Annotated in this window: 33 protein-coding genes; 19 read left to right on the forward strand and 14 right to left on the reverse strand. The window is 65.8% G+C overall.

What is annotated here, in order from left to right; translation table 11 throughout:
* Window positions 1-267 precede the first annotated feature (267 nt).
* The 10 genes from WBP07_RS13225 to WBP07_RS13270 all read left to right on the forward strand — a co-directional run bounded on the left by WBP07_RS13225 (window position 268) and on the right by WBP07_RS13270 (window position 7,651).
* Complete coding sequence (locus tag WBP07_RS13225) at window positions 268-771, forward strand: SspB family protein (protein WP_395391660.1); 504 nt, start codon at window positions 268-270, stop codon at window positions 769-771.
* A gap of 34 nt (window positions 772-805) precedes the next feature.
* Window positions 806-1,315: a hypothetical protein gene (locus WBP07_RS13230; protein WP_395391661.1), complete on the forward strand. Its 510-nt coding sequence runs from the start codon at window positions 806-808 to the stop codon at window positions 1,313-1,315.
* Between the two features lie 98 nt (window positions 1,316-1,413).
* Window positions 1,414-2,082, forward strand: coding sequence for a guanylate kinase (gene gmk / locus WBP07_RS13235; RefSeq protein WP_395391662.1), 669 nt, complete (start codon window positions 1,414-1,416; stop codon window positions 2,080-2,082).
* 106 nt (window positions 2,083-2,188) lie between these two features.
* Window positions 2,189-2,962, forward strand: a complete 774-nt coding sequence (locus WBP07_RS13240; RefSeq protein ID WP_395391664.1) for a hypothetical protein — start codon at window positions 2,189-2,191, stop codon at window positions 2,960-2,962.
* Between the two features lie 117 nt (window positions 2,963-3,079).
* Entirely contained in the window at window positions 3,080-3,916 is an 837-nt protein-coding gene (dapD, locus tag WBP07_RS13245; RefSeq protein ID WP_132388437.1) for a 2,3,4,5-tetrahydropyridine-2,6-dicarboxylate N-succinyltransferase, read from the forward strand.
* A 179-nt stretch (window positions 3,917-4,095) separates the two neighbouring features.
* A complete protein-coding gene (locus WBP07_RS13250) occupies window positions 4,096-4,365 on the forward strand; it encodes a hypothetical protein (RefSeq protein WP_395391666.1) in 270 nt (89 codons plus the stop codon).
* 3 nt (window positions 4,366-4,368) lie between these two features.
* Window positions 4,369-4,632 (forward strand): hypothetical protein, encoded by a 264-nt coding sequence (locus WBP07_RS13255; protein WP_395391668.1) that lies wholly within the window; start codon window positions 4,369-4,371, stop codon window positions 4,630-4,632.
* Window positions 4,633-4,636: 4 nt separating this feature from the next.
* Window positions 4,637-5,062: a DUF1810 domain-containing protein gene (locus tag WBP07_RS13260; protein ID WP_395391670.1), complete on the forward strand. Its 426-nt coding sequence runs from the start codon at window positions 4,637-4,639 to the stop codon at window positions 5,060-5,062.
* Between the two features lie 138 nt (window positions 5,063-5,200).
* Window positions 5,201-5,404: a hypothetical protein gene (locus tag WBP07_RS13265; RefSeq protein WP_395391672.1), complete on the forward strand. Its 204-nt coding sequence runs from the start codon at window positions 5,201-5,203 to the stop codon at window positions 5,402-5,404.
* A 660-nt stretch (window positions 5,405-6,064) separates the two neighbouring features.
* On the forward strand, window positions 6,065-7,651 hold the full coding sequence (locus WBP07_RS13270; protein WP_395395792.1) for a GMC family oxidoreductase: 1,587 nt from the start codon (window positions 6,065-6,067) through the stop codon (window positions 7,649-7,651).
* A gap of 99 nt (window positions 7,652-7,750) precedes the next feature.
* On the opposite strand, the gene WBP07_RS13275 is transcribed toward WBP07_RS13270, so the two are convergent.
* Window positions 7,751-8,548, reverse strand: a complete 798-nt coding sequence (locus tag WBP07_RS13275) for a sugar phosphate isomerase/epimerase family protein (RefSeq protein ID WP_395391674.1) — start codon at window positions 8,546-8,548, stop codon at window positions 7,751-7,753.
* A gap of 126 nt (window positions 8,549-8,674) precedes the next feature.
* Here WBP07_RS13275 and WBP07_RS13280 point away from each other — a divergent pair, with 126 nt between their 5' ends.
* A complete protein-coding gene (locus WBP07_RS13280) occupies window positions 8,675-9,115 on the forward strand; it encodes a cupin domain-containing protein (RefSeq protein ID WP_395391676.1) in 441 nt (146 codons plus the stop codon).
* Between the two features lies 1 nt (window position 9,116).
* Here the strand turns inward: WBP07_RS13280 and WBP07_RS13285 are convergent, their stop codons facing one another.
* The 3 genes from WBP07_RS13285 to WBP07_RS13295 form a co-directional block, all read right to left on the reverse strand.
* Window positions 9,117-9,701 (reverse strand): hypothetical protein, encoded by a 585-nt coding sequence (locus WBP07_RS13285; RefSeq protein ID WP_395391677.1) that lies wholly within the window; start codon window positions 9,699-9,701, stop codon window positions 9,117-9,119.
* A 181-nt stretch (window positions 9,702-9,882) separates the two neighbouring features.
* Window positions 9,883-10,194 (reverse strand): hypothetical protein, encoded by a 312-nt coding sequence (locus tag WBP07_RS13290; protein ID WP_395391679.1) that lies wholly within the window; start codon window positions 10,192-10,194, stop codon window positions 9,883-9,885.
* Between the two features lie 231 nt (window positions 10,195-10,425).
* Window positions 10,426-10,818, reverse strand: coding sequence for a hypothetical protein (locus WBP07_RS13295; RefSeq protein WP_395391681.1), 393 nt, complete (start codon window positions 10,816-10,818; stop codon window positions 10,426-10,428).
* Window positions 10,819-10,998: 180 nt separating this feature from the next.
* Between WBP07_RS13295 and WBP07_RS13300 the strand changes: the two genes are divergently transcribed.
* The gene (locus WBP07_RS13300) at window positions 10,999-11,211 is read left to right on the forward strand and encodes a DUF2061 domain-containing protein (RefSeq protein WP_395391683.1); all 213 of its coding nucleotides are present in this window, start codon (window positions 10,999-11,001) and stop codon (window positions 11,209-11,211) included.
* 193 nt (window positions 11,212-11,404) lie between these two features.
* A complete protein-coding gene (locus tag WBP07_RS13305; RefSeq protein ID WP_395391685.1) occupies window positions 11,405-11,833 on the forward strand; it encodes an OsmC family protein in 429 nt (142 codons plus the stop codon).
* A gap of 293 nt (window positions 11,834-12,126) precedes the next feature.
* Here the strand turns inward: WBP07_RS13305 and WBP07_RS13310 are convergent, their stop codons facing one another.
* Complete coding sequence (locus tag WBP07_RS13310; RefSeq protein ID WP_395391686.1) at window positions 12,127-12,657, reverse strand: COG3650 family protein; 531 nt, start codon at window positions 12,655-12,657, stop codon at window positions 12,127-12,129.
* 342 nt (window positions 12,658-12,999) lie between these two features.
* On the opposite strand from WBP07_RS13310, the gene WBP07_RS13315 reads away from it, so the two are divergent.
* Window positions 13,000-13,290, forward strand: coding sequence for a hypothetical protein (locus tag WBP07_RS13315; protein ID WP_395391688.1), 291 nt, complete (start codon window positions 13,000-13,002; stop codon window positions 13,288-13,290).
* 92 nt (window positions 13,291-13,382) lie between these two features.
* On the opposite strand, the gene WBP07_RS13320 is transcribed toward WBP07_RS13315, so the two are convergent.
* Window positions 13,383-13,751, reverse strand: coding sequence for a hypothetical protein (locus WBP07_RS13320; RefSeq protein ID WP_395391690.1), 369 nt, complete (start codon window positions 13,749-13,751; stop codon window positions 13,383-13,385).
* A 215-nt stretch (window positions 13,752-13,966) separates the two neighbouring features.
* Here WBP07_RS13320 and WBP07_RS13325 point away from each other — a divergent pair, with 215 nt between their 5' ends.
* Window positions 13,967-14,497, forward strand: coding sequence for a hypothetical protein (locus WBP07_RS13325; RefSeq protein WP_395391692.1), 531 nt, complete (start codon window positions 13,967-13,969; stop codon window positions 14,495-14,497).
* Window positions 14,498-14,504: 7 nt separating this feature from the next.
* Here the strand turns inward: WBP07_RS13325 and WBP07_RS13330 are convergent, their stop codons facing one another.
* Together WBP07_RS13330 and WBP07_RS13335 are read right to left on the reverse strand one after the other, a co-directional pair.
* Complete coding sequence (locus WBP07_RS13330; RefSeq protein ID WP_395391694.1) at window positions 14,505-14,903, reverse strand: nuclear transport factor 2 family protein; 399 nt, start codon at window positions 14,901-14,903, stop codon at window positions 14,505-14,507.
* Window positions 14,900-15,202, reverse strand: a complete 303-nt coding sequence (locus WBP07_RS13335) for a YciI-like protein (RefSeq protein ID WP_395391696.1) — start codon at window positions 15,200-15,202, stop codon at window positions 14,900-14,902. Before WBP07_RS13335 ends, WBP07_RS13330 begins: the two co-directional genes overlap by 4 nt.
* Window positions 15,203-15,376: 174 nt before the next feature.
* On the opposite strand from WBP07_RS13335, the gene WBP07_RS13340 reads away from it, so the two are divergent.
* Window positions 15,377-17,626 (forward strand): transglycosylase domain-containing protein, encoded by a 2,250-nt coding sequence (locus tag WBP07_RS13340; RefSeq protein WP_395391698.1) that lies wholly within the window; start codon window positions 15,377-15,379, stop codon window positions 17,624-17,626.
* A 170-nt stretch (window positions 17,627-17,796) separates the two neighbouring features.
* Here the strand turns inward: WBP07_RS13340 and msrB are convergent, their stop codons facing one another.
* On the reverse strand, window positions 17,797-18,195 hold the full coding sequence (msrB, locus tag WBP07_RS13345; RefSeq protein ID WP_395391700.1) for a peptide-methionine (R)-S-oxide reductase MsrB: 399 nt from the start codon (window positions 18,193-18,195) through the stop codon (window positions 17,797-17,799).
* Window positions 18,196-18,299: 104 nt separating this feature from the next.
* Here msrB and WBP07_RS13350 point away from each other — a divergent pair, with 104 nt between their 5' ends.
* The gene (locus tag WBP07_RS13350) at window positions 18,300-19,283 is read left to right on the forward strand and encodes a CorA family divalent cation transporter (RefSeq protein WP_395391702.1); all 984 of its coding nucleotides are present in this window, start codon (window positions 18,300-18,302) and stop codon (window positions 19,281-19,283) included.
* 212 nt (window positions 19,284-19,495) lie between these two features.
* Here the strand turns inward: WBP07_RS13350 and WBP07_RS13355 are convergent, their stop codons facing one another.
* On the reverse strand, window positions 19,496-20,371 hold the full coding sequence (locus WBP07_RS13355) for a dienelactone hydrolase family protein (RefSeq protein ID WP_395391704.1): 876 nt from the start codon (window positions 20,369-20,371) through the stop codon (window positions 19,496-19,498).
* 97 nt (window positions 20,372-20,468) lie between these two features.
* Between WBP07_RS13355 and WBP07_RS13360 the strand changes: the two genes are divergently transcribed.
* The gene (locus WBP07_RS13360; RefSeq protein ID WP_395391706.1) at window positions 20,469-20,921 is read left to right on the forward strand and encodes a hypothetical protein; all 453 of its coding nucleotides are present in this window, start codon (window positions 20,469-20,471) and stop codon (window positions 20,919-20,921) included.
* A 9-nt stretch (window positions 20,922-20,930) separates the two neighbouring features.
* On the opposite strand, the gene WBP07_RS13365 is transcribed toward WBP07_RS13360, so the two are convergent.
* The 3 genes from WBP07_RS13365 to WBP07_RS13375 form a co-directional block, all read right to left on the reverse strand.
* Window positions 20,931-21,335: a VOC family protein gene (locus tag WBP07_RS13365; RefSeq protein ID WP_395391707.1), complete on the reverse strand. Its 405-nt coding sequence runs from the start codon at window positions 21,333-21,335 to the stop codon at window positions 20,931-20,933.
* A 123-nt stretch (window positions 21,336-21,458) separates the two neighbouring features.
* Window positions 21,459-22,313 (reverse strand): formyltetrahydrofolate deformylase, encoded by an 855-nt coding sequence (purU, locus tag WBP07_RS13370; protein WP_395391709.1) that lies wholly within the window; start codon window positions 22,311-22,313, stop codon window positions 21,459-21,461.
* An 11-nt stretch (window positions 22,314-22,324) separates the two neighbouring features.
* On the reverse strand, window positions 22,325-23,344 hold the full coding sequence (locus WBP07_RS13375; RefSeq protein WP_395391711.1) for an NAD(P)H-dependent flavin oxidoreductase: 1,020 nt from the start codon (window positions 23,342-23,344) through the stop codon (window positions 22,325-22,327).
* 151 nt (window positions 23,345-23,495) lie between these two features.
* Between WBP07_RS13375 and WBP07_RS13380 the strand changes: the two genes are divergently transcribed.
* Window positions 23,496-24,791: an acetyl-CoA hydrolase/transferase family protein gene (locus tag WBP07_RS13380; protein WP_395391713.1), complete on the forward strand. Its 1,296-nt coding sequence runs from the start codon at window positions 23,496-23,498 to the stop codon at window positions 24,789-24,791.
* A gap of 196 nt (window positions 24,792-24,987) precedes the next feature.
* On the opposite strand, the gene WBP07_RS13385 is transcribed toward WBP07_RS13380, so the two are convergent.
* Window positions 24,988-25,323 (reverse strand): GIY-YIG nuclease family protein, encoded by a 336-nt coding sequence (locus tag WBP07_RS13385; protein WP_395391715.1) that lies wholly within the window; start codon window positions 25,321-25,323, stop codon window positions 24,988-24,990.
* Window positions 25,324-25,413 lie beyond the last annotated feature (90 nt).

Below are 25,413 nucleotides of genomic sequence, written 5' to 3' on the forward strand. Positions count from 1 at the left end.
ATGTTTGTGCGAGGTAAAGTCTGTTTGAAAAATGCGCGCAGGCGCATTTTTAGAGCGGCACCAGCCCACTGCCCCACCCGGCCTCCCGCAAGTGTATCCTGATGGGTGGTCGGGTGGGGGAGTGGGCTGGTGCCGCAAAAATCCGGCTGCAGCCGCATTTTCAAACCCCATTTCCGTTAAAACGACCTAGGGAAAACACGCCCGGTCATGCTATTTTATCGCCGAACCCGCTTGACCGACAGGTCTTGCACAAGCACCTAGGGCGCGATGAACGATACGCCTCAAGACAGCCTGATCCCCTACGACGAGATCGTCCAGGAAGCCCTGCGCGCCGTCGTGGGCCGTGTTCTGGGCCAAGTGGAATCCACCGGCGGCAACCTGCCGGGCGGCCACCACTTCTATATCACCTTCAAGACCGGAGCGCCGGGGGTGTCGATTCCCGCCGAATTGCGCACCCGCTTTCCGGACGAGATGACGATCGTGCTCCAGAACAAGTTCTGGGATCTTTCGGTGGGGGAAGATGGCTTCTCCGTCAGCCTCAGCTTCAACCAGCGCCCGTCGAACCTGGTGATCCCGTTCTCCGCGATCACTGCCTTCGTCGATCCGGCGGTGGACTTCGGGCTTCAGTTCCAGGCCATTTCGGACGACGAACTGGAAGAAGAACTCGCTGCCGAGCCGGGTAACGACGCGGAACGCGACGTCTCCTCGCGCATTACTCCCAGCGAAGATGGATCGAACGTCGTTTCGGTCGATTTCGGCAAAAAGAAGTAGGCGGGCACGAACGGCCCGGGAAAGCGGAAAGGCCATGGCCTCGGGCAAGTTCCAGCGCGCGATCGATGAAGAACAGGGGCGGCTTGCCGAAATGGCCGAAGCCGCCATTCCTGCGCTGCCTGATCCGAGAGCTGCTGGAACGAAGCGTCCCAAGGGGCGTGCCGCCAAGGTAAAGGCCCGGCTAAAGGGCAAGGCCGCCGATTTGCACGGCCCCAGCCCCAATTCCGCAACCAATCTGTTCATCGCCGATATCGCCCTGCGCGGCGGGGCGGCCGTCGCGCGGCGCGCGGTGGAGCATGCCCTGCTCGGCAAGGCTTACGCCCCGCGCAAGGCCACCGCGATCCTGAAGGGCCGCTCTCTGGGCGAATCGCTGGCCCACGGCCTGCTCGCCCGCGTGGCGCTGACATCGGTGCCCGGCGCCATCGTGGTGGTCGGCGGGCTCGCCGCCAAGACGCTCTACGATCGATCCCGCGCGCGCAAGGCCAAGGCGCAGGGCCAGCGGCAGCTCGACGATATGGCGGACGACGGCACGAAGGACTGGTAGGGCGGAACCCGCCGGCCAGCCTCGGCTCGGCCTAAGCACTTTCCCGCGATCGGCACCTGCCCTCTTGATTTGCGCGCCATGCATCGGCATCGGGGCGCATGGTCCACTCTTCCGAAATTCCTGCTCTCGATCCCTCAGAGGGAACGCTGGCCCGGCGCGGCCTGATGCTCATCATGTCCTCGCCCTCAGGCGCGGGCAAGACGACGATCTCGCGCATGCTGCTCGAACACGATCCGCATATCTGCAACTCGGTTTCCTGCACCACCCGCCCGCCCCGGCCCGGCGAAGTGGACGGCAAGGACTATCACTTCGTCAGCCAGACGCAGTTCGACAGCATGGTCGAAGCCGAGGAATTCCTGGAATGGGCGACGGTGTTCGGCAATTCCTACGGCACCCCCAAGGCGCAAGTGAAGGCGGGCCTGAAGGACGGGCAGGACTATCTGTTCGACATCGACTGGCAGGGCACCCAGCAGCTTTATCAGAAGCTGGAGCGCGACGTGGTGCGCGTATTCCTGCTGCCCCCCAGCATCGACGAATTGCGCCGCCGCCTGACCGGGCGCGGCACCGATTCGATGGAGGTGATCGCCGCGCGCATGGAGCGCGCCCGCTCCGAAATCAGCCACTGGGACGGCTACGACTACGTGGTGGTCAACGATGACATCGATCACTGCTTCGAAAAGGTGAAGCAGATCCTGGCCGCCGAACGCATGCGCCGCGCCCGCCAGACCGGGCTGATCGGCTTCGTTCGTGGGCTGATGGCCCCCTGAATCGATTTTTCGCACCCTTGCCGGGCACCTGCGCGCGTTTCATGCGTAGAGTCCGGCAAGGGGGCGGCACCAGCCAGCCGCCCCCGACCCTATTCGGGACGGGGAGATGGCATTGACCGGCAAGACCAGACCTTTCGCTTGCGCACTGTCCGCCTTCGGCCTGCTGGCCATCGCGGCCTGCGGCCCTTCGCGCGATCGGCAAGCCGCGGCGGACAAGCCGGACGATTCAGCCACGACCGAGGCTGTAACGCAGCAAGTCGCCAGCGCGATGCCCGAAGCCACCCAGACCGCCCCCACGCTCGCATCCGCAACCGGCCCGCTCTCCTGCGCGGACGAGATCGGCGCCACCGCCGCGCAGAAGCGTGCGGACTTGTGCCGCAACGTCTCGCCCGCCACGCACCCGCCGTGCAACGTCGCCAACAGCTGCGCGATGATCGAGGATGAGATCGCCCGAAGCTGTGCGATGACCGGCCCCGACGAAAAGCCGATGGCCGGCTGCAAGCCCGATCCGCGCAGCAAGGAAGCCGCCGCCGCCGTCGTGCAGCGCTACTATTCCGCGCTCAATGCCCGCGATTTCGACACCGCCTGGCAGCAATGGGGCGAGAACGGCCCCCCGAACCAGACGCCGGAGAAATTCCGTGCCGGCTTCGCGCATACCCGCGCCACCCATGTCGTGATCGGGGCGCTGCAACCGGGCGATGCCGGCGCAGGATCGATCTACCAGCCGGTTCCGGTGACGGTGGACGCCACGCTGGACAATGGCACGCACCAGCGTTTTCGCGGCACTTACGTGGTGCGGCGGGTGAACGACGTGGACGGCGCCTCCGCCGCGCAACTGCGCTGGCACATCGATTCGGCCAAGCTCGCCCCGGCGCCCTAGGGCCGCCTGCCGACGCTTCGCTTATAGCTCCTGCGCCCTTCCTGCTTGTCCTGCCCGCCCGCACCCTCTAGGCGCGCGGACGAACATAATACCGGCAGACTTTCTGGAGACGCGAACATGTCCGAACTCGAAACCGCGATCGAAGCCGCCTGGGATGCGCGCGACACCGTCACCCCCGCCAGCGCCGACGTGCGCAAGCTGGTCGACGAAGCGCTGGGCCTGATCGAATCGGGCGCCGCCCGCGTCGCCGAACCGGACGGCAATGGTGGCTGGAAGGTCAACCAGTGGCTGAAGAAGGCCGTGCTCCTCTCGTTCCGCCTGAACGACAATGCCCCCGTCGCCCACGGCGCCGGCGGTGCGCCCGCATTCGACAAGGTGCCGGTGAAGTTCGACGGCTGGGCCGACGAAGACTTCCGCAAGGCCGGCTTCCGCGTGGTTCCGGGCGCCGTCGCTCGCCGCGGCACCTTCATCTCGAAGGGCGTGGTGCTGATGCCCAGCTTCGTGAACATCGGCGCCTATGTGGGCGAAGGCACCATGGTCGATACCTGGGCCACCGTCGGATCCTGCGCGCAGATCGGCAAGAACGTCCACATCTCGGGCGGCGTCGGCATCGGCGGCGTGCTTGAGCCGCTTCAGGCCGGCCCGGTCATCATCGAGGACAACTGCTTCATCGGCGCCCGTTCGGAAGTGGCCGAAGGCGTCGTCGTCGGTGAAGGCGCCGTGATCTCCATGGGCGTGTTCCTGGGCGCATCGACCAAGATCGTCGACCGTGCGACCGGCGAAGTCCACATCGGCAAGGTGCCGCCCTACTCGGTGGTCGTCCCCGGCTCGCTGCCGGGCAAGCCGCTGCCCGACGGCACCCCCGGCCCGTCGCTCTATTGCGCCGTGATCGTCAAGACCGTGGACGCGCAGACCCGTTCGAAGACCGGCATCAACGAACTGCTGCGCGACTGATCGGTCCGCAGACCTATTCGAAGGGGGGTCGGATGCCAGCGCATCCGGCCCCCTTTTTTCGTGCCCCTTCTTTCGCGGGCCAACTCCCTCCGCAAACCTTTCGCCGGAACGCCCTTCGCCCCGGTGCGTTGACCCTCCCAAGACAGTCCTTCGCGGTCGATCAGATTCGGGAGAGCGAAATGGAAACCCGCGGCGAGGAAGTACACCTCGACAAGACGGAAGCGCGTGCCGGCGCCACACCGGGCGTCGTCCGGTATGTCCTGCTGATAGGCCTGATTCTTGCGATCGCGGCGCTGTCGCTGATCTGGATCGTGCCGGCGACGCAGGCGCCCAAGGATACCGGCGGCGCTGCCGATACGCGCCGCGCCGTGGAGCAGGGCGACGCCAACCCGCAGACCCAGCCCGGAATGCAGAGCCCGCCTCCACCGGCGCCCCCGGGCGGTCACTGAGTCATGCCCCAACCGCCCCGCCCCTCCGATATTCCAGCCCCGCATCCCGATCCCGGGACACGAACGATTGAGCGCCAAGCGCCGCCGGACGGCATTCCGGTCGCGGTGCGCAATGTCCTGCTGCTCGGTTTCGCGGCATCGATCGTCACCTTGGGGTTGCTGGGGATCTTCCGGGCGATCCAGAATCCCAGCCGCCTTCCACACTCGGTCGAGACGGGGCCGCCGCCCGGCGATGGCTTGGCCGGCCGCAAGCCGGCGGCAGGGTAAGGGCATGGCCACGCTCCAGCGCTTCATCGATGCCCAGGAGGCCATCTATCCGCAAGTCGTGGCCGAATTGGAGGACGGGGCCAAGCGAAGCCATTGGATGTGGTTCGTGTTCCCGCAAATGGCCGGCCTGGGACTGAGCGTAACCGCCCAGTTCTACGCGATTGCAGGGTTGGAAGAGGCGCGGGCCTATCTGGCGCATCCGCTGCTGGGCGCCCACCTGGACGAAACCACCGATACGATGCTGGGCTGGGCGGGCGAGCGCAGCGCCGCCGCCATCCTGGGCGAAGTGGATGCGATGAAGTTTCGCAGTTCGATGACGCTGTTCGAGGAGGCGGGCGGGGGAGAGCGCTTTTCCCGCGCGCTGGATGCCTTCTGCAGCGGCCAACGCGACGAACGGACGTTGCACCTGCTCGCCCGACAAGCACCCTGATCGCGGCCTCGGTACTTTCCCGGGAACCGGAAGCGGATTCAGGCGTTAACCGTATGGCCCGTGATGCACTGTGGCCATTTTGGCCCTCTGCCCCATGTAAGCGGTTAGGAAAATCCGCTGGCCTGCGGGAGAGCCTGGATGCAACGCTTTGGCGAAGAAGTTCACCTGGACGACGATGAAGCCCGTTCGGGCAGCACGCCGCATGTGGTTCGCTGGGTACTGATGTTCGGACTGATGCTGGCCATTCTGGCGATGTCGGCAGTCTGGATCAGTCGCGCGATCTACGAGCAGCCACGGCAGGGCGATCCAGTCACGGCGGAGGAGCACGCTCTGGGCGGATAAGGCCCGCCCAGACAGAAGGCGAACGCGATCGATCCGATCGTGAACGCCTTCGTGGAGCGCCGGCCGGCTTTTCCGATGCGCCATTCGTAGGACAATGGACGCATGGAAATTCCGGCCGGCGTCGCCTGCCGGGGGCGTATCCGATTTCAGCGGCCCGATTTCAGAAGATGACCGGCGATACTATGGCCGGATCGTCGCCATGGTGGGCGACGAAGGCTTCCGCCATCCTTCGCGCCGCCGCAGGATATGCCGGTATCGGCGCGCGCACGCGTGCAGGCGTACCGGAAAATCAGGATGATCGCGCGGGAGACGGGAAAAAAGAGCCGTCGGCGAAGGCGGGGCACGTGAGGCGACCTCTTGCTCGTGCCCGTTCTGCCCTGCCGGTCTGGTTCGCCCCCCGACGTCCCACACCAGCCAAGCACCGACGGCTCCCGTAAAAATGGCGACTCATCGCCATCCCCTATGGCTTGACGCATAGGTTAGTTCTCTTGCTCTTTGGTTAAATCACTACGGATTTGTCGCAAGCTCCCCAGAGGATTAAATTACTTTAACCTGGAACCTTATCCATGGTTTTGCATTGGCGCCGCCCGCCCCGGCGATGCCGGGCCGCGTTTCACCGTGCTGCTTGATCGCCTTTTCCCGGCGGCCTAGCCCTTGGAAATGGGAGAGTTCGACTACATCGTGGTGGGCGGCGGCAGTGCCGGCTGCGTTCTGGCCAACCGGCTCAGCGCGGACCCGCGAAACCGCGTGCTCCTGCTCGAAGCGGGGGGCAAGGACGATTATATCTGGATCCGCGTGCCCGTTGGCTACCTCTACTGCATCGGCAATCCCCGGACGGACTGGTGCTATGCCACCGATGCCGAGCAGGGCCTTGGCGGGCGCAGCCTGAAATATCCGCGCGGGCGCGTGCTGGGCGGCTGCTCATCGATCAACGGCATGATCTACATGCGCGGGCAGGCCAGCGACTTCGACCAGTGGCGGCAGGCAGGCAATCCGGGCTGGGGCTGGGACGACGTGCTGCCCTACTTCACGCTTGCGGAAGATCACTATGACGGCGCCAGCGACTTCCACGGCGCCGGGGGCGAGATCCGGGTGGAAAAGCAGCGGCTGCGCTGGGACATCCTGGAAGCGTTCCGCGACGCCTGCGGCGAACAGGGCATTCCCGCCAGCCACGATTTCAACACTGGCGACAACGATGGCGCCGGCTTCTTCCAGGTGACCCAGCGCCGCGGCTGGCGCTGGAGTGCGTCCGACGCTTTCCTGAAACCGGTGCGCAGCCGCGCCAACCTGAAGGTGGAAACCGGCGCGCTGGTGGACCGCGTGCTGCTCGACGGCGCGCGCGCCGTGGGCGTGGCCTATTCGATCGGCGGCGAACCGCGCGAGGCGCGGGCGCATGGCGAAGTGGTGCTGGCGGCGGGCGCGATCGGTTCCCCGGCGATCCTGGAGCGCAGCGGCGTGGGCGATCCGGCGCACCTTTCGGCATTGGGCGTAACCGCGCGCCTGGACCGGCCGGAAGTCGGCGGCAACCTGCAGGACCATCTGCAACTGCGCTGCGCCTGGCGCGTCACCGGGGTTTCCACGCTCAACCAGCGGGCGGCCACGCTGTTCGGAAAGGCGCTGATCGGGCTGGAATATGCCCTTCGCCGCAGCGGCCCGATGGCGATGGCGCCCAGCCAATTGGGCGTCTTCACCCGCAGCGATCCGCACTATGCGACGCCCAATCTGGAATATCACGTTCAGCCGCTCAGCCTTGAGGCGTTCGGCGGAGCGCTCGACCCCTTTCCCGCCTTCACCGCCAGCGTCTGCAACTTGCGGCCGGAGAGCCGGGGCACCACGCGCATCGCCAGCGCCGATCCTTCCACCCCGCCGGCGATACGGCCCAACTACCTCTCCACGGAGGAGGACTTGCGCGTTGCCGCGCAGGCCATCCGGCTGACCCGTGCCATCGTCGCCCAGCCCGCCCTGGCCCGCTATGCGCCGGAGGAACTGCGCCCCGGCCCCGCGTTCGAGAGCGAGGAGGAATTGCGCCGCGCGGCGGGGGCGATCGGCACCACCATCTTCCATCCGGTCGGCACTGCCGCCATGGGCCGGGTGGTCGACGCACGCCTGCGGGTGAGCGGGCTTGACGGGCTGCGGGTAATCGATGCCTCTGTCATGCCGACGATCACGTCCGGCAATACCAATGCGCCGACGATGATGATCGCGGAAAAGGGCGCGGAAATGCTGCTGGCGGACGCGCGGCGCTAGAGCGTTTTCTAATCAGGTGGAATCACCTGATGACTAGGAAAACGCGGAAAAACAAAAACTTAGAGCAGTAAATCCGATGCAATCGGATCGGAAACTGCTCTAGGCCAGCAGCGCCCGCGTGCGCGCAACGATTTCCCCCACGTAGTCCTTCGCCGCCTCGAACCCGATCGCCGCTTGCGGAAGGGTAACGTCGATCCCCAGGGTCTTGCCGCGCGGCAGCGCGTCGACGAATTCGCGCAAGGGCAGTTCGCCCTCACCGGGGATGAGGCGCGGGCTGCGCGTATCGCTCTCGCCATCGCCCAGCGCGCCGTCGCAGATCCGCACATGGCCGATCAGCGCCGCGTCCAGATCGGCGATCTGGCGCACCGAACCGCCGGTGCGGAAGAAATAGAGCGAATCGATCGTCAGGCTGGCCTTGTCCTCGCCAATCTCCCGCACGAGAGCGAGAGCCTCCGGCAGGCTGCGCGTGGTCAGCACCGGGGCGAAGATGATCGAAAGGTCCATGCCGCGCTGCTGCGCCATCGTCGCCAGCTCTGCCAACTGGTCGCGCGCCTGTTCACGCTCAAGCCCGTTGTCGTGCGCGCCCAGCCGCTTGGCGCCCAGATCCGCAAAAAGGTCGAAATCCGCAGCGCGATCGGCCGGGGCAATCATGTCCGAAGCGGCAAGCCCCTCGCCCAGCTTGATGCAGATGCCGGTATCCGCCAGCGCGGCCTTCACCTCGCGCCGCAGCGCCGCATCTTCGCGCAGCGACCACGCCGGATAGCCGCCGTTGCCGCCCGACTGCTGCTCCAGCCCCAGCGAGACGCGCGTGCAGCCGAGGTCGGCCGCCAGCCTGACGTGCTCCACCGGCCCCATACCGGCGAGCGTGCGCGACTCGATACCGAGTGGATGAGGCATGATCGGATCCTCTCGTCCCTTGAAACCTGAGATTGTAAACTTGATGAGGGGCTGCGTTTGCCTCCAATATCGCGGCGGCAGTCCCAATGCACGCGGGAAAGCCAAGCGCACGGTTGAAAGGACCTCATGACCGATCCCGCCGAGATCATCGCTGGCCTGAACCTGGCGCCCCATCCCGAAGGCGGATGGTATCGCCAGACCTGGTGCGCGGAGGCTGCGGATGGGGAGCGGCCGACGGCAACGCTGATCTATTTCCTGCTGGAAGCGCACCAGCGCTCCCACTGGCACCGCGTGGACGCCGCGGAGCTGTGGTTCTGGCACGCCGGGGCGCCGATCACGCTTTCCACCGCGCCGCACGATACCGGACCCGTCACCCGCACCCTGCTGGGCGCGCGCGTGCTGGCGGGTGAAGCCGCGCAGGCGCTGGTGCCGGCCGGGCATTGGCAGGCGGCTGAACCCACGGATGGCTGGGCCCTGGTCAGCTGCGTGGTTTCGCCGGGCTTCCATTTCGGCGGCTTCGAACTCGCCCCTCCCGGCTGGTCGCCCGGAGAGCCGGTTCAGCAGTGAATCACCCTATCGAGCAGCCATCGCCTTCGCTGGTCTTGGTGCCGTCCGGCCGGAACCACGTGGCGATCGGGCCGGCCTTCTCGTCATAATAGCAGACCGAGGAAACCCGGTTGGTCGCCGCGTCGACATGGACGGCATAGTTGTGGCCGCCGCAGTTGTGCAGTTCGCAGCGCGAGGCGGCAATCTCGCCATCGATCCGCTTCACCGGGCCGACCGGGCCCTTCATCGCGGCGATGGCCGCCGCCGCCTTGGGGTCGGTAACGGCAGCAGCCACGCCCGAGACGACCACGGGATCGTCGAAGAAGGCATGCGCGCCCACCTTGTCCAGCGGATATTTGCCGACATAGACTGAAAGATCGGGCGAATTGCCACTCTTGCCGCCGGCTGCCGGCGGGGGCGATCCCGTTTCCATCGCCGCCGGCACGCCTGCATCCGTCGCGACGGCTTCGGTTGCCACGGTGGTCGTTTCGACAGTGGTGGTTTCGACGGCGGTCGGCTGCTTGCTTCCACAGCCCGCCGCCAGCAGCAGCATCGCCATCGCCGCCCAGTTCCGCCGGTTGCACCGCTGCCAATCGGGATCATGCATCGCATCGTCTCCTGTCCGAGAGAAGGCTGTCCGCCATGGGCGGAAAACGTCGCCGATCCCATTCGGCTCCCGACGGTAGCCCATCCCGGCGCGCCGGAACTATGCCTGCGCCGCTGCGCGCCTGTCCAGCATCATGCCCTGTCTAGCGCATGCCCCGCCCCGCATCATGCCTGCCCGGAAGTCAGCCCCGGATTTCCCGCTTCCAGCGCAGCGCCAGCATGATGACGGTGGGCCAGAACATCGTGGCGATCACATCGCCGATCGTGTCCGGCCAGTTCCAGGAGCCGTGGGCGAGCCGGTCGATGAATTCGTTCGCCACTTCGCACAGCAAGACCACGAAAACCGGCCATGGCGAGCTGAGCTTGCGGCGCAGGAGGATCGCGGAAACAAGCCAGATCGTCAGGCCGGCATAAGTATGCGCGAACTTGTCCGGCTGGGGGCACAGCGAGACGATCCAGTCGATCGCGCGCTCATAATGGTGAACGAAATCCATGACGTGGACTTATGCTGCAAGGCAGCATGACGGTCCAGTCCGCCTCGTCTCAGCCCTGTGTAATCTGACAGCGTGTAACCCTGACGGAGCGTAATGCCGGCAGAGCGTGATCCCGATGGGAAAGGCCTTCCGGATGCAACAGGGCGCGACGGTCGGGACCGTCGCGCCCTGCACTTCTCCCTTCCCTCGGCCTGCTGCCCGTTCTTGCGGGGCAGCACATCAAACTGCCTGTCAGGCGACTTTGCGCTGCAACTTCGCCAGCGCGCGGTCGATCGCATCCCGCGCGGCGGCATTCACCGTTCCCGAAACCACCCGATAGACGATCCGCCTTCCCTCCAGCGAATAGGCCACCGTCGCCATGCCATCGTTGAAGCTGGACAGGTAGAGCGCCGGCTTGCGCTGGATCAGCGCGACATCGTCCGCCCGGGGAACCAGCGTATCGCGCATGAAATAGGCACCGGTCATCGCGCCCGCATCCAGCCCGGCATCCGACGCAGGGCCCGGCGCAATAACGCTATCCGTCGATCCAGGCAGACCCGCCACATCCTGCGCCCGGCCTTGGCCGGGACAGACCAGTACGGCAGCCACGAAGCATGCCTGAAATGCTGTCAGGAATTGCTTCATGACACCATCCTCTTCCAATGGCAGTGCCGTCTTCGCGACCCACCTTGATTGTTCGGAAACCATAACAGGCGATCATCGAAATCGAAAGCGCTCGTTGGATTTTCACCAGCGTTCCGGCGATCCCTGGCACTGCCGGACGATCCAGCGAGTGGTTCGGCGCGGCACCGGGAAAAATTGCTAATGCGACGCGATATTGCAAAAACGCTGACCTATCTCTGCCTGCACCTGACGGTGGGCTTCACGGTGGCCTATGTGATGACCGGATCGCTGGCCCTGGCCGGCGGAATCGCGCTGGTGGAGCCCTGCATCAATGCCGTGGCCTTCTGGTTTCACGAACGCGCATGGCGCCGCGTGGAAGGGCGCGCGTCGCCGTCCGCGCTCCATCCGGCCTGACAGCGGGCCATCCCGGCGCGCGCAACGGCTTCGCCTGCGCTCCCGCCCCTACCCCTGCCCCACATTGTCATGACTCGGTCCCGGTTTCGTGCGAGACATCCCATCCGCGCGCCGATCCGGCACGCGTTCCATAACCGCGAACCGGGCGAAGCGTCCTGCCCGCTCCGGCGCGGGGCAGCAAAGGACCTCCCCGATGACCACCAATACCGCTTCCGCCCGCTACGAAGGCCTTGGCAAGGACGGCAAAGGCTCCATCACCACGCGTTCGGGCGTCCTTTCCGGCCAGCCCTATGGCTTCGGCACGCGTTTCGAAGGCCAGCCCGGCACCAATCCGGAGGAACTGATCGCCGCCGCCCACGCCGCCTGCTTCACCATGGCCACCAGCTTCGGGCTGGCGAAGGCCGGTTTCAGCGACGGCACGCTGGACACCCAGTGCACCATCACGCTGGATCAAGCGGATGGCGGCTTCAAGGTGACGAAATCGGCACTGGTGCTGAAGGGCGCGATTCCCGGCATCTCTGCCGAAGATTTCGCCAGCATCGCCGAAGAGGCGGAGAAGAACTGCCCGATCTCCAAGCTGCTCGATTGCGAGATCACGCTCGACAAGTCGCTCGAAGGCTGAGCCAACGCAGCCGCTCAGGCTCTCGGAGAAGCAGGCCCAAGGGAACAGGGCCTGCTTCCAACGCGTTGATCGATCAGGACGGGGTAAGCGGAGGACGCTTTGCCAAGACGCACACCGATATCGACCAGCGTGATCGGCGCCGTGGCCGGGGCGATTGCCATCGGCATACTGGCGGGCGCGTGCCTGCCCACCGGCCTTGCGCGCGACAACGATCACCTCAAGGCGGTGCCACCCTCTCCTGCGCGCGCCGAAAACGCGCGCAATCAGGCCCCTTCATTCGCTGAAGTTGGAAATCACGGCGCGGGCGAAGCGGGATCCGGCTCGCCGGTGCCCATGGCTCCGTAAGTTTCGACTATTCCCGATTCGGCCGCCGATTCGGTCGCGTCCTTGCCGTTGGCGAGGCGCGCCGGCCGGCGGTCGCTCCACGCGCAGCCCTTGCGCACTTCCCCACCGATCTTCAGCAAGGCGTTGTAGGGATAATGGCGGTCCGACATGCCGTCGCTGCACGGACCGGGCCCGATCGCCAGCGTGAAGTCGCGCCCGGCCAGGGTGCCGCTGAACGAAACGCCCCCGCGCCCGGCAAACCGCGTCACGGTGGTCTGGTCACCCCCCGGCCGCTCCGGCGTGCGATAGGTGATCAGGCCGTCGCGCACTTCCGCATTCCAGAACGGTTCGGTCCCGCTCACCCGAATCCGTTCCGCCGTGGCAATGCCGCTCCACGGTTGGTGATCGTCACGATCGCCCGGAACCGCCTTTCCGGGATCGTTGCTGCCGTGACATGCTGCAAGTGCGAGAATCGGCAAGGCGATCGCGGCAAATCGCATCCGAAGGCGGCGGGGCGTGCAAGTCACGGAATGCATTGGCATCTTGGCAGGGTAACCGGGGTCAACACCCCCCGCAAGATGGCTGAATTGCACCTTCCGCACCCCGTTCGGCTGGCCCTCGGGCGCATTTGCAAGCCGGAAATTTATCCAAAATAGGGAGATTTACGCTGGTTTAGCGCTAACTACTTAGCAAGCTGAGCTTTTCGGCGATAATTGCACTTTCCGCAACACCGGTGGCATCTATTGCCATTGCGAATAAGGGGACATCCAACCATGTTGCAATGCAACAAGATAAGAGATGCCCCGAGGCAATCTCCTGCTTCTTGAAAAAAGGATTTTGCCATGTTCAAGACTGTCTTTGTCGGCGCCGCCGCTCTTGCCGCTGTTTTCGCCACTTCGGCCCAGGCTGAAGATGCCCGCAGCTTCTCGCACGACGGGGTGCACTACAACTACACCACTGCCCAGAAGGGCAAGGTGACCGTGATCCAGGGTACCGCTTCGGGCCAGGTTCCGTTCCGCCTCTACGTCAGCGGCAACCGCGTGACCGGCACCTACAACTCGCGCAACGTCGACTTCCGTCTGGCCGATGCGCGCAATGCACTGGCCGTCGAACAGGCCGTCAGCGCCCAGTAATCGAAACTGGGATGGCCGGGCTGCGGTCCGGCCAGAACGCGAAAAGGGCGCCATCCCACCGGGACGGCGCCCTTTTTCGCGTCTGTATGCCGTCAGTGCCGCTTGTCCAGGATCGCCTCGTGGCTGACCAGGCGAACCTCCAGGTCCCCGCCGGGAACGATGTCGTGCCGTTCCGCGATGGTATCGCGCAGCGCAGCGATGGCCTCTTCGTCGGCGCCTTCGGGCAGCGGATAGCGGGCAAGCACCATGCCATCGAACACATCCACCACGCTGAAGTGGCTGGACATGCAGGATGCCGCCAGCGCGTCGAGGTCCAGCCCCTCGGCCAGTCGCCAGGTCTTGCCCTCGTTCGATCGGATTTCCTTGCGGCAGTGCCGGCAGGTGCAGAGGATCGATCCGTCCTCCTCTCGCCGGCGCTGCCCTGTCGGCTGATGCGCGCCCCGGTACCAGCAGGGCGTCATCGCAAAGGAATCGCGGCGCGTATACATCTGCTAAAATACTCTCATGGATTAGGCTTAACCGTCTCACAATCCCGATTGCCGAGTGGTTACCGGCGCCCTCAGGGAAAATACGCGAGACCCGGTGTGCAAGCGTCGGCCTCCGTTCACCACCCGGACAGGGCCCGATGCCTACGCGACGCGCGGGAAGCGGCGGAATCGATTCGGGATGTGTGACGATGAGTGCGGGTAAGTGGATGGTGTTCATGCTGGTGGCGGGCGTGGGCATTGGCGTCGGTGCCGCCAACCTGGCGAACGGCGGAATGCGCCAGTGGGCCGAACGCTTCGGCCAGCATGAATCCGGGGACCAGAACCTGGTCGCCTTTGCAGGCACGGGTGACGCCGCGCCGGCCCGTATGCGCCCTCACGAATACAGCGATGAGGAAGGCTATCCGTTGCAGGGCAACGACGGCGGCGATTTCGCCTATGCGCCCGAACCGGACTTCCGCCCTACTCCTCCCGGCCAGGTGGTGATCCTGCACGCGCCCGGCTGGGGGTATGACGACGGACGCAGCGACGCGGACGATGGCGACTATGCGGAAAACGCTCCGCGTGCCCGCATCTACGTGCCGACGCCGCAGTACGCCCCCTCCGCTCCGCCGCGCATGGCTGCCCCTGCCGCGCCGCCGCAGGATGCCGCCGCCGCCGCGGCCGAGCGTGCCCGTGCCGCCGCCGCCGATGTCACCGCCGCCGAGCGCGGCACCATCTGATCCCCGGTCAACGCAGGGTGAGGAAGACTTCGGCCTCGATCACCCAGGCGCCGCCCAGTTCGCGCCACTTGGCGACATAGCTGCCCGAAGCGAGCGCTGCCCCGTCGGGGGCGAGGCCCTCCCACGCGCCATATTCCATGGCGATGGGCTCCACGGCCGAAGCCTCGATCCGCTCCGGCGTGCGGGTGTAGGCCATGCGCCCGGCGGCGGCGAATTCGCGCTTCCACACTTTCACTTGCGCCATACGCCCGGCGATCACCGCGCTGTCGCTGCCGGTCACCATCACGCAGTCACGCGCGAGGATCGGGCCGATCGTGGCGGCATCGCCCTCCGCAATCGCGCGGTTGAACTCGGCGCGGCGGGTGCGGATCGCCAGTTCGGCGGCGGCATTCACCGGCAGGTTCACGAATACACCGGATTGGCGGCCAGTTCGCCGACGACGGTGTTCCAGCGCCGCACCGTCCAGCGCTCCACAAGCCCCTCCCGGACATAAGGGTCTGCCTTGGCGAACGCTTCCGCCACTTCCGGGCCTTCGCTGGCGAACAGCAGGCAAGCGGTATCCACGGGGTCTTCCAGCGCGCCGGCCAGCACCAGTTCGCCCCTGCCCGCGAAAATCCACGCCAAGGCGAGATGTTCGGTGCGAAACTGCGGGCGCCGTTCCAGGTAATCGGCGGCGACATGATAGGTGAGCAGGTAATGGGCCATCCCCATCTTCTGCCATCGGCCCGGCCGTGTTTCCAGTGCGGCGGAATTCCCGGCTTCCTCCACATCCCCAGCAAATAGAGACGCCCCCCGTTAAGCGCGGGTTACAAATCCCGCGCCCATGGGGTAGAGAGCGCTCGGACCGTCCGGTCCGCTAAAGGGATCTGCACCTAGAAAATGGCCAAGAATACCGGCCGGAGCCGCTCGCCCGGCGGGCCTTCCTCCTCGAATCCGAAAGAATCGTCGTTCCTGGGCCGCCTCGCGCGGCGGGTTCTCATCTGGGGCGGAGCGCTGACGCTGCTCGCCGCTATCGGCCTCGGCACCGCCGTGGTCGTGACGATGAACGAACTACCCGCCTACGATGCGCTGAAGAGCAGCCAGAACGGCCAGATGATCGTCGTGCGCGCACGCGACGGCAGCGAACTCGTGGCACTGGGGCCCAGCTATGGCAAGTGGCTGTCCTATAACGAAATTCCGCCCGTCATGCGCGGCGCCATGGTCTCCGTGGAAGATCGCCGCTTCTACGATCACATCGGCGTCGACGCGCTGGGCCTGTTCCGCGCGGTCTACGTCTCGCTGACCACCGGCGGCCGCGCCAAGGCGACGTCCACGATCACCCAGCAGCTTGCGCGCAACGTGTTCCTGAACAACAGCCGCTCGATGGGCCGCAAGGCCCGCGAAGCCGTGCTGGCGCTGGCGCTGGAACGCAAGTTCACCAAGGATCAGATCCTCGAACTCTACCTGAACAAGGTCTATTTCGGCGGCGGCGCCTATGGCATCGACGCGGCCAGCCGCAAGTTCTTCGGCCACCCCGCCACCGAACTGTCGACCGCCGAAGCCGCGATCATCGCCGGTCTGGTGAAGGCGCCTTCGAACTATTCGCCCACCGCCGACCTCGATGCTGCCAAGGGCCGCGGCGAAGTGGTGCTGGGCCTGATGGTCAAGAACGGCGCAATCACGCAGGAAGAGGCTGATCGGGCCGACATCGCCGATGTCGCGGTGAACCATGAGAAGGGCCAGAACTCGGTCCGCTACTTCACCGACTGGGCGCTGCCCCAGCTCGACATGCTGCTGCCCGACACCAACGAGCCGATCGAGGTCTGGACCACGCTCGACCCGAAGATGCAGCAGGCCGCAACCAGCTCGATCGCCGCCAACGCCCCCAAGGGCGCGCAGGGCGCACTGGTCAGCCTGGACCGTGACGGCGCCGTTCTGGCGATGGTCGGCGGCACGGACTACGTGAATTCGAACTACAACCGCGCCACCAATGCCGTGCGCCAGCCCGGTTCGGCGTGGAAGCTGTTCGTCTACCTCTCCGCGCTGGAAGCCGGTTACACGCCCGACGACCGCGTGATGGACGAACCCGTCACCATCGACGGGTGGAGCCCGCAGAACGATGGCCGCAATTTCGCGGGCCAGATCGACGTGCGCACCGCCTTCGCCTATTCGAAGAACACCGTGGCCGCGCAGCTCGGCAACGAAGTGGGCTTCGGCACGGTCGCCTCCATGGCGCGTCGCTTCGGCATTTCCACCCCGATCAACACCAAGCCGGCGATGGTCCTCGGCACGTCCGAAGTACGCGTGATCGACATGACGCGCGCCTTCGCGGCGATCTCCGCAGGCGGCACTTCGGTCGAGCCCTATGGCATCGTCAAGGTCACCACCACTTCGGGCCGGACGCTCTACGAGCACAAGTCGGCGCGCGGCCAGGTTCTGGTGCCGCCGAACGTCGCCGCCGGCATTACCGACCTGCTGCAGACCACCGTTGCCACCGGCACCGGCCGCGCCGCGCAGATCGGCCGCCCGGTCGCGGGCAAGACCGGCACCACCAGCTCCAACAAGGATGGCTGGTTCCTGGGCTTCTCCAGCGGCATCACCACCGGCGTGTGGATGGGCCGCGACGATGCCAAGCCGGTGCCCGGCCTCTCCGGCGGCCACGCCCCGGCGCGCGCCTTTGCCGATTACATGAAGGTCGCCGTCTCCACCCGCCCGGTCGAACAGTTCCAGACCGAAGTGAAGCTGCCCGAATGGCAGCTGGAGCCCGACGACGAAGCGATGCAGGGCAGCCCGGACGACTACTATTACGTCGATGAGAACGGCAACGTGGTCCACCCCGGCTCTAATGGCGATCAGGGCGATGGCCAGCCGCGCTACGAAGACGGCAGCGTCGGCCCCGGCCCCGGTCCGGGCGCGCCGCAGATGCCGGACTACGGCCCCGGCGCGGCGCCGGGTCCGGGCGGCGGTCCGGCCCAGCGCACACCGGCCAATGGAGCGCCGCCGGCCGCCAGCGACGACTTCCTCAACCGCGCCACCGGGCGCTCCACGTCCGACGAGGGCCAGCAACGGGGACCAGGCGCGACCAATCCGTCCGCCCCACGCCCCAACGCCACGCGCACGCCCACTCCGGTGCGAACGCCGGGGAACTGAGCGGCAGCCGATACGAGAAAGGGACCGGATTTCCGGTCCCTTTTTTGTTGCGTGCCCTACGCTTCGCCGCCCCACTCACCCTCGTCGTCCTCGCGAAGGCGGGGATCCCGCCTTCGCGGGGGCGACGGGATGGGTATGGCTAGGCGGCGTGGGCTTGCAGGCCTACGCGCTCAACCGTCGCCCTCTGGCCAAAAAGCCAGCGCGGCGCTGTTGATGCAGTAACGCTGGCCGCCGGGCCCATCGGGGAACAGGTGCCCCAGATGCCCCTCACATCGGGCGCAGCGCACTTCGGTGCGATCCATGCCGTGCGACTGGTCCCGATACGCATCCACCGCGCCCTCGCTGACCGGCGCAGTGTAACTCGGCCAGCCCGAACCCGAATCGTACTTCGTGGCGGATGAGAACAACGCCGTCCCGCACCCGGCACAGGCATAGAGTCCCGCCTGCCGGTTGCGCGCATACTTGCCGGTGAAGGCACGTTCGGTGCCCGCTTCACGCAGGACACGATACTGCTCCGGCGTCAGCTTCCGGCGCCATTCGGCTTCGGTCAGATGAATCTTGTCCCGCATCGCCATTGGATATGGTGCCGCACCGGGCGCGTTTCCAGCAAGCCGCCATACGGGTGCAGTCTGGGCGTGCTAGAACGAAGCTGGAATCGTTCGGGGAATTGCCGATGCGGCAAGCGCATGAAACATCGCCCGCCCTGGGACCGGGGCTGATCTGGGGCTTCGAATTCACGGCAGAGGGCAGTCGCCCGGTGGAGGACTGCGACAGTCCGCACGGGGATCGGCTGCGCTGGCTGCACCTCAACCTGGCCGATCACGGCACCCGCAAGTGGGTGGAAACGACGCCCGAACTGCCCGCCGCCGCACGCGAAGTGCTGCTGTCGCAGGATCGCCACCAGCGCGCACTGGTCGATCCCACCACGGTCGCCTGGGTGCTGCACGATCTGGAGCGGGACTTCGACAGCGACGACACCGGCCGCATCGGCGCGCTGCATATGGCGTTGACGCACAACCTGATCGTCTCCGCGCGGCACCATCCGATCGGTTCGGCGGACATCGTCTACCGCCGCCTTAGCGCCGGCCAGAACGCGATGACCCGCCCGCGCGCGCTGGACCTGATGGCCAGCGCGCTGCTGGAAAACTTCGGCCGCGTGATCGCCCGCCTCTCCGGCGAAGTGCAGGCCGCGGAGGATGCGCTGGTGGAGGACCGCCAGGCGCCGGACAGCCACCGCCTGATGGACGTGCGTCGCCGCCTGGCGCAGCTCCACCGCATGCTGGACGGAATGAAGAGCGTGTTCCGCCGTCTGGAACTCGACAGCGACCTGCCGGCGGACCTGCTGCCCACGGTGGAGAAGCTGTCGCAGCGGGTGCAGGGCGTGGATGGCGATATCGTCAGCGTGCTGAACCAGCTGCGTTCGGTGCGGGACGAGATCAACGACCAGTCGAACCAGCGGATCAACCAGAACCTCTACCTGCTCTCGGTCATGACCGCGCTGATGTTGCCGACCACGCTGGTGACGGGCATTTTCGGCATGAACACCGGCGATCTGCCGCTGACCGGCCATGGCGGCACCATCGGCGCTACCGTGATCGCGGCGGGGTGTGCTTTGGCGACGTTTGTGTTCCTGCGGGGACGCGGGTTCTTTCGCTGACGGTGGTTGGTATGTGAGCCCTCTCCCTCGATCCCAATAACGAGAGGCGGGGAACGGCGACCCCCTTACCGTTCGTCAACCTAGATAGCCCAAAACCACCCGTCGCCCCCGCGAAGGCGGGGGCCCCGCTTCCTTCTTGCCACGCCCGTCAAGAGAAGTGGGATCCCCGCCTTCGCGGGGATGACGGGATGGAATATGACGCCGGTCCGTCCTCAAAGCGTTGCGTAAAGCGCCAGCATCCGTTTCCACGCCTTGTCGGCCGCGTCCGGATCCCAGGACGGCGAATCCGGCACGCACCAGCCGTGGTCGGCGGGATAGACCTCCACTTCGGCCGGACGGTTCGCCGCCTCCGCCGCCCTTATCAGCTCGGTCTTCTGCTCGGGCTGCTTGGCATCGTCGTTGCGGGCGATGGCGAAGAGGAACGAGGCCTGGGTCTTGGCAATCAGACGGTGCGGGCTGTCGGGATCGTCGGTCACAAGGCCCGCGCCGTGCAGCGCCGCCGCCGCGCGCACATGGTCCGGCTCGGCCGCCGCAGCGCGCACGGTGAAGGGGCCGCCCATGCAATAGCCGTTGCTACCGATGCCGCGCTTGCCGTCCACCGCCGCATCGCCGCGCAGGAAGGAGACATAGGCCTTGGCATCGCGGGTGATCGCATCGGGCGTCAACGCGCCGCGCAGCGGGACGACCTTGGCCTGCCCCTCCGGCGTGCGATAGTCCGAGAAACTCTCGAACGTGGGCGCCGGCCCGCCGCGATAATAGGGGTTCACGCATAGCACTGCATAGCCTTCGGCCGCCAGCGAGCGGGCCATGATCTTCATCGCTTCCCGCAGGCCGGCGATGTCCGGCCACATGATGATGCCGGGATGCGCGCCCTTCGCGGGATGGACGAAGAACGCATCCGCCACGCCGTCGGCCGTGGTGATGGAGACCATCTTCTCCTTCACGTCCGCGCTACCCTTGTTGGGCGTGAAGCCGTTCGCGCAACCGGCCAGCATCGCGCTGGCGCCCAGCGCGGCGAACGTGCGGCGATCGAGGCCTCGGCGGGCAAGATTGCCGTCTTCGGCCAGGGCGGTGAAGTCGTCACACATAGAACCGGGGTTCCGCTGTTGTTTTGGAGGCGAAATTCAGGCTAGCGGGGAGGCCGCGCCATGGCGAGTCCCTCCTTGCACAAATGGGATAGAAACGATGACAGACCCCGAACAGATCGCCTGCTGGCAGCGCATCGATGCGCGGGTGACGACTTCGGGCAAGCTGGTGGACGGCGATCCGGAGCAGCTTGCCGCGCTGGGCGTGCGCCGTGTGATCAATCTGGCGCTCACCAGCCATCCCGAAGCTCTGCCCGACGAAGCCGGCCGGTTCGCCCGCGCCGGGATCGATTACGTCCATATCCCGGTGCCGTTCGACGCGCCGGATGACAGCCACTTCGCCGCCTTCACGGCCGCGATGGCGGAAGCGGATGGCGCGCCGGTCCACGTCCACTGCATCCTGAACTGGCGCGTTTCGGCCTTCGTCTACCGCTGGAACCGCGCCCATGGCATGGCGGAAGCCGACGCCCGGGCGCTGATGCGCCAACAGTGGGAGCCGGAAACCAGCGAGAACAAGGATGCGCCCGCCTGGGCCCGCTTCATCGCCGGTTAGATCGGGCGCTTACACCGCGCCGTTGAAGTTCAGTTCCAGATTCACCGCGTTGGGATCGACCAGAAAGATCTGCGCCAACCCCAGCGCCGGATGCTCCATCGCACGGTGCGGCAGGCCCAGCCCTTCGATCCGCGCGCGCGTCTCTTCATAGCCAGAGCAGCGCAGCGCCACGTGATGCAGCGCATTGGTGGGCGATCCGGGATGGTAATCGTCGTAGCGACCCGGCGCGGTGGTGCGGTCCACCAGATGGACGATCGCGTTGCCCGCCGAATCCCGCATCCAGTAACCGGCAATGTGCGAGGCGACGGTGGAATTGGCGCTGCGGGTGAGCCCCAGCACGTCTTCATAGAAACGCGCCGTGGCCTCCAGATCGTCGGTCAGCACATTGACGTGATCGATACCGGTGACCTGCATGAAACCTCTCCCAACGCGGGGTTTTAGAGCGTTTTCTAATCAGGTGGAATCACCTGATGACTCGGAAAACCCGGCAAACCAAAATCTTTGAGCAGTTGATCCGATGCAATCGGATCAACTGCTCTAACCCCTGAACACCACCGTACGCGCACCGTTCAGCAGCACGCGATCCTCAAGATGCAGCCGCACCGCTTCGGCCAGCACGCGCCGCTCGATATCACGGCCCTTGCGCACCATGTCCTCGGGCGTGTCGGCGTGAGTCACGGCTTCCACATCCTGATGGATGATCGGCCCTTCGTCGAGGTCCGCCGTGACGTAGTGCGCCGTGGCACCGATCATCTTCACCCCGCGCGCATGCGCCTGGTGATACGGCTTGGCGCCCTTGAAGCCGGGCAGGAACGAGTGGTGGATGTTGATGCAGCGACCGGAAAGGAACGCCGCCATCTCGTCCGACAGGATCTGCATGTAGCGCGCCAACACGACCAGTTCGGCGCGTGTTTCGTTTACCAGCGCGCGGATCTGCGCTTCTTGCGCAGGCTTGTTGCCCTTGGTCACCGGCAAGTGATGGAACGGCAGATCGCCGATCATCGCCGAATCGATCGCCTCGCGCGGGTGGTTGGAAACGATGCCGACGACGTCCATCGGCAGTTCGCCGATACGCAGGCGATAGAGCAGATCGGCCAGGCAGTGGTCGAACTTGCTGACCATCAGCAGCACGCGGCGCGGCCGGTCGCGACGGATCATCGACCAGGCCATGCCGTATTCGTGTGCGATCGGGCCGAAGCCCTCACGGATTTCCTCGCGATCGGCACTGCCCGGATCGAAGGCGACGCGCATGAAGAACTTGTCTTCATCCAGATCGTTGAACTGCTGCGCCTCGATGATGTTGCCCCCCGCTTGCGCGAGGTAGCCGGTCACCCGGGCGACGATGCCCGGGCGATCGGCGCAGGACAGCGCGAGGATCAGCGATTCAGACATCCGGTTCGTCCTCAGGCAGCGGCGCGGTTGGAAAGCGCGGCCTCGGATTCGGCCATGAGCGCGGTGATGATATCCGTCACCGGCTCTTCCTTGCTGACCATGCCGACCGACTGGCCTGCCATGATCGAACCGTTTTCCACGTCGCCGTCGATCACCGCGCGGCGCAGGGCGCCGGCCCAGAAGTGTTCGATCTTCAGCTGTGCCTCACCCATGTCGACCTCACCGGCGTCCAGCAGGCGCGCCACTTCGATCTGCTTGGCAGTGAATTCCTCGGTGCCCTTGTTCTTCAGCGCACGCACCGGGATCACCGGCAGACGCGGATCGACCTGCACCGAAGCCACGGCATCGCGGGCCGAGGCGCGGAAGAAGGCCTTCTTGAAGTCCGGATGGGCGATCGATTCGGTCGCGCAGGCAAAGCGCGTGCCCAGCTGCACGCCGGCCGCGCCCATTTCCAGATAGCCGGCCATCGCCTCACCACGGCCGATGCCGCCGGCGACGAAGACCAGATTGTCGGCCGCGAGTGCCGGCAGGATTTCCTGCGCGAGAACGGAAGTGGAAACCGGGCCGATGTGGCCGCCGGCTTCCATGCCCTCGATCACCAGCGCGTCCGCGCCGGAGCGCAGCAGCTTCTTGCCCAGCGCCAGCGTCGGCGCGAAGCAGATCACCTTGGCGCCCGATTCCTTGATGGCTTCCACGCTGCCCTTGGGCGGAATGCCGCCCGCCAGCACCACGTGGCTGACATTGTGCTTCGCGCAGACTTCGATCAGATCGAACAGCTGCGGGTGCATGGTGATCAGGTTCACGCCGAAGGGCTTGGCCGTCAGCGCCTTGGTCGCGGCGATTTCCTTGTCCAGCAGTTCGGGGTTCATCGCCCCGCAGGCGATCACGCCGAAGCCGCCGGCATTGCTGATCGCGGAAACCAGATTACGCTCGGACACCCAGGACATGGCGCCGCACAGGATCGCATATTCGCTGCCGAGAAATTCGCAGCCCCGCGCCATCAGCGCGGAGGTCTTATTGGTGGCGGCCATTGATGCTCCCATAGCCCGCATTCATAAATCAGCCTGCGCCATAGGATGAGGAAACGCGCCGCACAAGCAGCGGTGTTGCCCGCCGGGCCTGCGAAACCGAGCAACATCGGGAAACTTGATCTCCATCGCCGGGAATGAGACCCATGCGGTGATGGATGTCAGAACCCTCTACGAAGCCAAGCTGACGACCGCCGACAAGGCGGTGCAGGCGATCGACAGCAACAGCGACCTCGCCATGGGCATGGCCGTGGCAGAGCCGCCCGCGATCTTGGCCGCCATTGCGCGGCGGGCGGAAGCGGGGACGCTCACCGAGTTACGCGTGTGGTATTTGCTATCACAAGTTCATGCCGGATCGACGATTTTCCGCCGCGAGTTGCTCGGCCCGATCCGCCCGCAATGCCTTTTCATGAGCGGCGTGGAGCGCGCGCTGATCAAGGCCGATCCCGCAGCCGAGGCGCTGATCGACTTCGTCCCCACCGCGTTCAGTGGATCGCCCCGGGTGATGCGTGACGAGGTGGGCATGGATGCCTGCGTGCTCACTGTCTCCCCCATGGATGCGGACGGCTATTTCAGCTTCGGCGTCGCCAACGACTACACCTCGGTCGTCGCGCACAGCGCCAGAACGGTGATCGTGGAGGTGAACCCGGCAATGCCGCGCGTGGCTTGCCCGGCCCCGCTGCACGTCTCGCAAGTTTCCGCCATCGTCGAGAATCACGTGGCCCTGCTCAGCTTCGGAGAGGCTGACGCCGCGCCGGAGGACGAGGCCATCGCCACGCTGATCGCGGAGATGATCGACGACGGCGCCTGCCTGCAGATGGGCATCGGCAACCTGCCCGGCGCGGTCTGCCGGCGCATCGCCAACCGGCGCGACATGGGCATCCACACCGAACTGCTGACGCCGCCGCTGGCCCGTCTGGCCCAGCAGGGTGCCGTGACCAATCGCTTCAAGACGACCGAAACCAGCCTCAGCGTCTATTCTTTCGCGATGGGGGACGAGCCGTTCTACCGCTGGATGGACGGCAATCCGCATGTCTATTCGATGCCGGTGGACGTGGTGAACGACCCCGCCGTGATCGCGCGGAACGACAAGGTCGTCTCGGTGAACGCGACGATCCAGGTCGATCTTCAAGGCGCATGCAATTCGGAATTCATGGGCGGGCACCAGCACTCGGCGGCCGGCGGACAGGTCGATTTCGTGCGGGGCGCCTATGGGTCGAAGGGCGGGCTATCGGTGATCGCCTGTCGTTCGACGGCCAGGGGCGGGACGGTCAGCCGCATCGTGCCGAAGCTGGACGGGCCGGTGACGACGCCGCGCAACGATGTGCACTGGATCGTCACCGAGCACGGCGCGGCGAACTTGCGCGGCAAGACCTTGCGGGAACGGGCGGAACTGCTGATCGGGCTGGCCGATCCCAGGTTCCGCGATGAACTGGCGAAGGTGCTTTAAGCTCCCTTCGCTGCCTCCCCATCCTTCCTAAGCGAATCTCGCCCACGACACTCCGTCGCCCCCGCGAAGGCGGGGGCCCCGCTTTCTTTGCGCCACGCCAGAAGAAAAGCGGGATCCCCGCCTTCGCGGGGATGACGAGGGTTGATGGGATCGGTTTGCCTTGTGGGCTTTGAGGGCGCTCAAGCCCGTCTGCCACCTAGATTGCCACCGCGCCCAACCGCTCCACCCAATCCGCATGGCGCTTCTTGAGTTCGCGCTCCCACCCGAGGCCGATCTTCTCCACATCCAGCACTTCCAGTACCTCGAACGCGAAGGCTTCCTCCCCATGTGTGTTCCAGGCCTCTTGCAACGAACGCTGCGGCGTCGAGCCTAGCCTCAGAGTGAAGAACACGCGATTGCGGATGGCCGGCAGGTTCGGCGCTCGGCCGACCCATACCTCCCCGCTCGCCTCGCAGCGGATCGCGTAGATACCCGGCTCCGGCTTGCGTTCGCGATATTCGGCAATGGCCGCCTTGCGGTCACTACGTTCCATAGTTCGATTCCCTTGATATTTTTACCCGGATAAATTGACTCACCCAAAATTTCAATTTACCCGGATAAAAATATCTTCAGGACCAACTCA

Source organism: Novosphingobium oxfordense (assembly GCF_044029435.1).
Lineage (GTDB): Bacteria > Pseudomonadota > Alphaproteobacteria > Sphingomonadales > Sphingomonadaceae > Novosphingobium.

Excerpts from the sequence above, each read along its gene's own strand:
- gmk (WP_395391662.1), top strand. The coding sequence starts at position 1,414 with ATGGTCCACTCTTCCGAAATTCCTGCTCTCGATCCCTCAGAGGGAACG.
- WBP07_RS13225 (WP_395391660.1), top strand. The coding sequence starts at position 268 with ATGAACGATACGCCTCAAGACAGCCTGATCCCCTACGACGAGATCGTC.
- WBP07_RS13300 (WP_395391683.1), top strand. The coding sequence starts at position 10,999 with ATGCGACGCGATATTGCAAAAACGCTGACCTATCTCTGCCTGCACCTG.
- WBP07_RS13230 (WP_395391661.1), top strand. The coding sequence starts at position 806 with ATGGCCTCGGGCAAGTTCCAGCGCGCGATCGATGAAGAACAGGGGCGG.
- WBP07_RS13315 (WP_395391688.1), top strand. The coding sequence starts at position 13,000 with ATGTTCAAGACTGTCTTTGTCGGCGCCGCCGCTCTTGCCGCTGTTTTC.
- dapD (WP_132388437.1), top strand. The coding sequence starts at position 3,080 with ATGTCCGAACTCGAAACCGCGATCGAAGCCGCCTGGGATGCGCGCGAC.
- WBP07_RS13335 (WP_395391696.1), bottom strand. The coding sequence starts at position 15,202 with ATGGCCCATTACCTGCTCACCTATCATGTCGCCGCCGATTACCTGGAA.
- WBP07_RS13270 (WP_395395792.1), top strand. The coding sequence starts at position 6,065 with ATGGGAGAGTTCGACTACATCGTGGTGGGCGGCGGCAGTGCCGGCTGC.
- WBP07_RS13320 (WP_395391690.1), bottom strand. The coding sequence starts at position 13,751 with ATGACGCCCTGCTGGTACCGGGGCGCGCATCAGCCGACAGGGCAGCGC.
- WBP07_RS13355 (WP_395391704.1), bottom strand. The coding sequence starts at position 20,371 with ATGTGTGACGACTTCACCGCCCTGGCCGAAGACGGCAATCTTGCCCGC.
- WBP07_RS13290 (WP_395391679.1), bottom strand. The coding sequence starts at position 10,194 with ATGGATTTCGTTCACCATTATGAGCGCGCGATCGACTGGATCGTCTCG.
- WBP07_RS13380 (WP_395391713.1), top strand. The coding sequence starts at position 23,496 with ATGGATGTCAGAACCCTCTACGAAGCCAAGCTGACGACCGCCGACAAG.
- WBP07_RS13310 (WP_395391686.1), bottom strand. The coding sequence starts at position 12,657 with ATGCGATTTGCCGCGATCGCCTTGCCGATTCTCGCACTTGCAGCATGT.
- WBP07_RS13240 (WP_395391664.1), top strand. The coding sequence starts at position 2,189 with ATGGCATTGACCGGCAAGACCAGACCTTTCGCTTGCGCACTGTCCGCC.
- WBP07_RS13325 (WP_395391692.1), top strand. The coding sequence starts at position 13,967 with ATGAGTGCGGGTAAGTGGATGGTGTTCATGCTGGTGGCGGGCGTGGGC.
- WBP07_RS13275 (WP_395391674.1), bottom strand. The coding sequence starts at position 8,548 with ATGCCTCATCCACTCGGTATCGAGTCGCGCACGCTCGCCGGTATGGGG.
- WBP07_RS13350 (WP_395391702.1), top strand. The coding sequence starts at position 18,300 with ATGCGGCAAGCGCATGAAACATCGCCCGCCCTGGGACCGGGGCTGATC.
- WBP07_RS13305 (WP_395391685.1), top strand. The coding sequence starts at position 11,405 with ATGACCACCAATACCGCTTCCGCCCGCTACGAAGGCCTTGGCAAGGAC.
- WBP07_RS13365 (WP_395391707.1), bottom strand. The coding sequence starts at position 21,335 with ATGCAGGTCACCGGTATCGATCACGTCAATGTGCTGACCGACGATCTG.
- WBP07_RS13385 (WP_395391715.1), bottom strand. The coding sequence starts at position 25,323 with ATGGAACGTAGTGACCGCAAGGCGGCCATTGCCGAATATCGCGAACGC.
- WBP07_RS13280 (WP_395391676.1), top strand. The coding sequence starts at position 8,675 with ATGACCGATCCCGCCGAGATCATCGCTGGCCTGAACCTGGCGCCCCAT.
- WBP07_RS13285 (WP_395391677.1), bottom strand. The coding sequence starts at position 9,701 with ATGCATGATCCCGATTGGCAGCGGTGCAACCGGCGGAACTGGGCGGCG.
- purU (WP_395391709.1), bottom strand. The coding sequence starts at position 22,313 with ATGTCTGAATCGCTGATCCTCGCGCTGTCCTGCGCCGATCGCCCGGGC.
- WBP07_RS13255 (WP_395391668.1), top strand. The coding sequence starts at position 4,369 with ATGCCCCAACCGCCCCGCCCCTCCGATATTCCAGCCCCGCATCCCGAT.
- msrB (WP_395391700.1), bottom strand. The coding sequence starts at position 18,195 with ATGCGGGACAAGATTCATCTGACCGAAGCCGAATGGCGCCGGAAGCTG.
- WBP07_RS13260 (WP_395391670.1), top strand. The coding sequence starts at position 4,637 with ATGGCCACGCTCCAGCGCTTCATCGATGCCCAGGAGGCCATCTATCCG.
- WBP07_RS13360 (WP_395391706.1), top strand. The coding sequence starts at position 20,469 with ATGACAGACCCCGAACAGATCGCCTGCTGGCAGCGCATCGATGCGCGG.
- WBP07_RS13295 (WP_395391681.1), bottom strand. The coding sequence starts at position 10,818 with ATGAAGCAATTCCTGACAGCATTTCAGGCATGCTTCGTGGCTGCCGTA.
- WBP07_RS13265 (WP_395391672.1), top strand. The coding sequence starts at position 5,201 with ATGCAACGCTTTGGCGAAGAAGTTCACCTGGACGACGATGAAGCCCGT.
- WBP07_RS13250 (WP_395391666.1), top strand. The coding sequence starts at position 4,096 with ATGGAAACCCGCGGCGAGGAAGTACACCTCGACAAGACGGAAGCGCGT.
- WBP07_RS13340 (WP_395391698.1), top strand. The coding sequence starts at position 15,377 with ATGGCCAAGAATACCGGCCGGAGCCGCTCGCCCGGCGGGCCTTCCTCC.
- WBP07_RS13375 (WP_395391711.1), bottom strand. The coding sequence starts at position 23,344 with ATGGCCGCCACCAATAAGACCTCCGCGCTGATGGCGCGGGGCTGCGAA.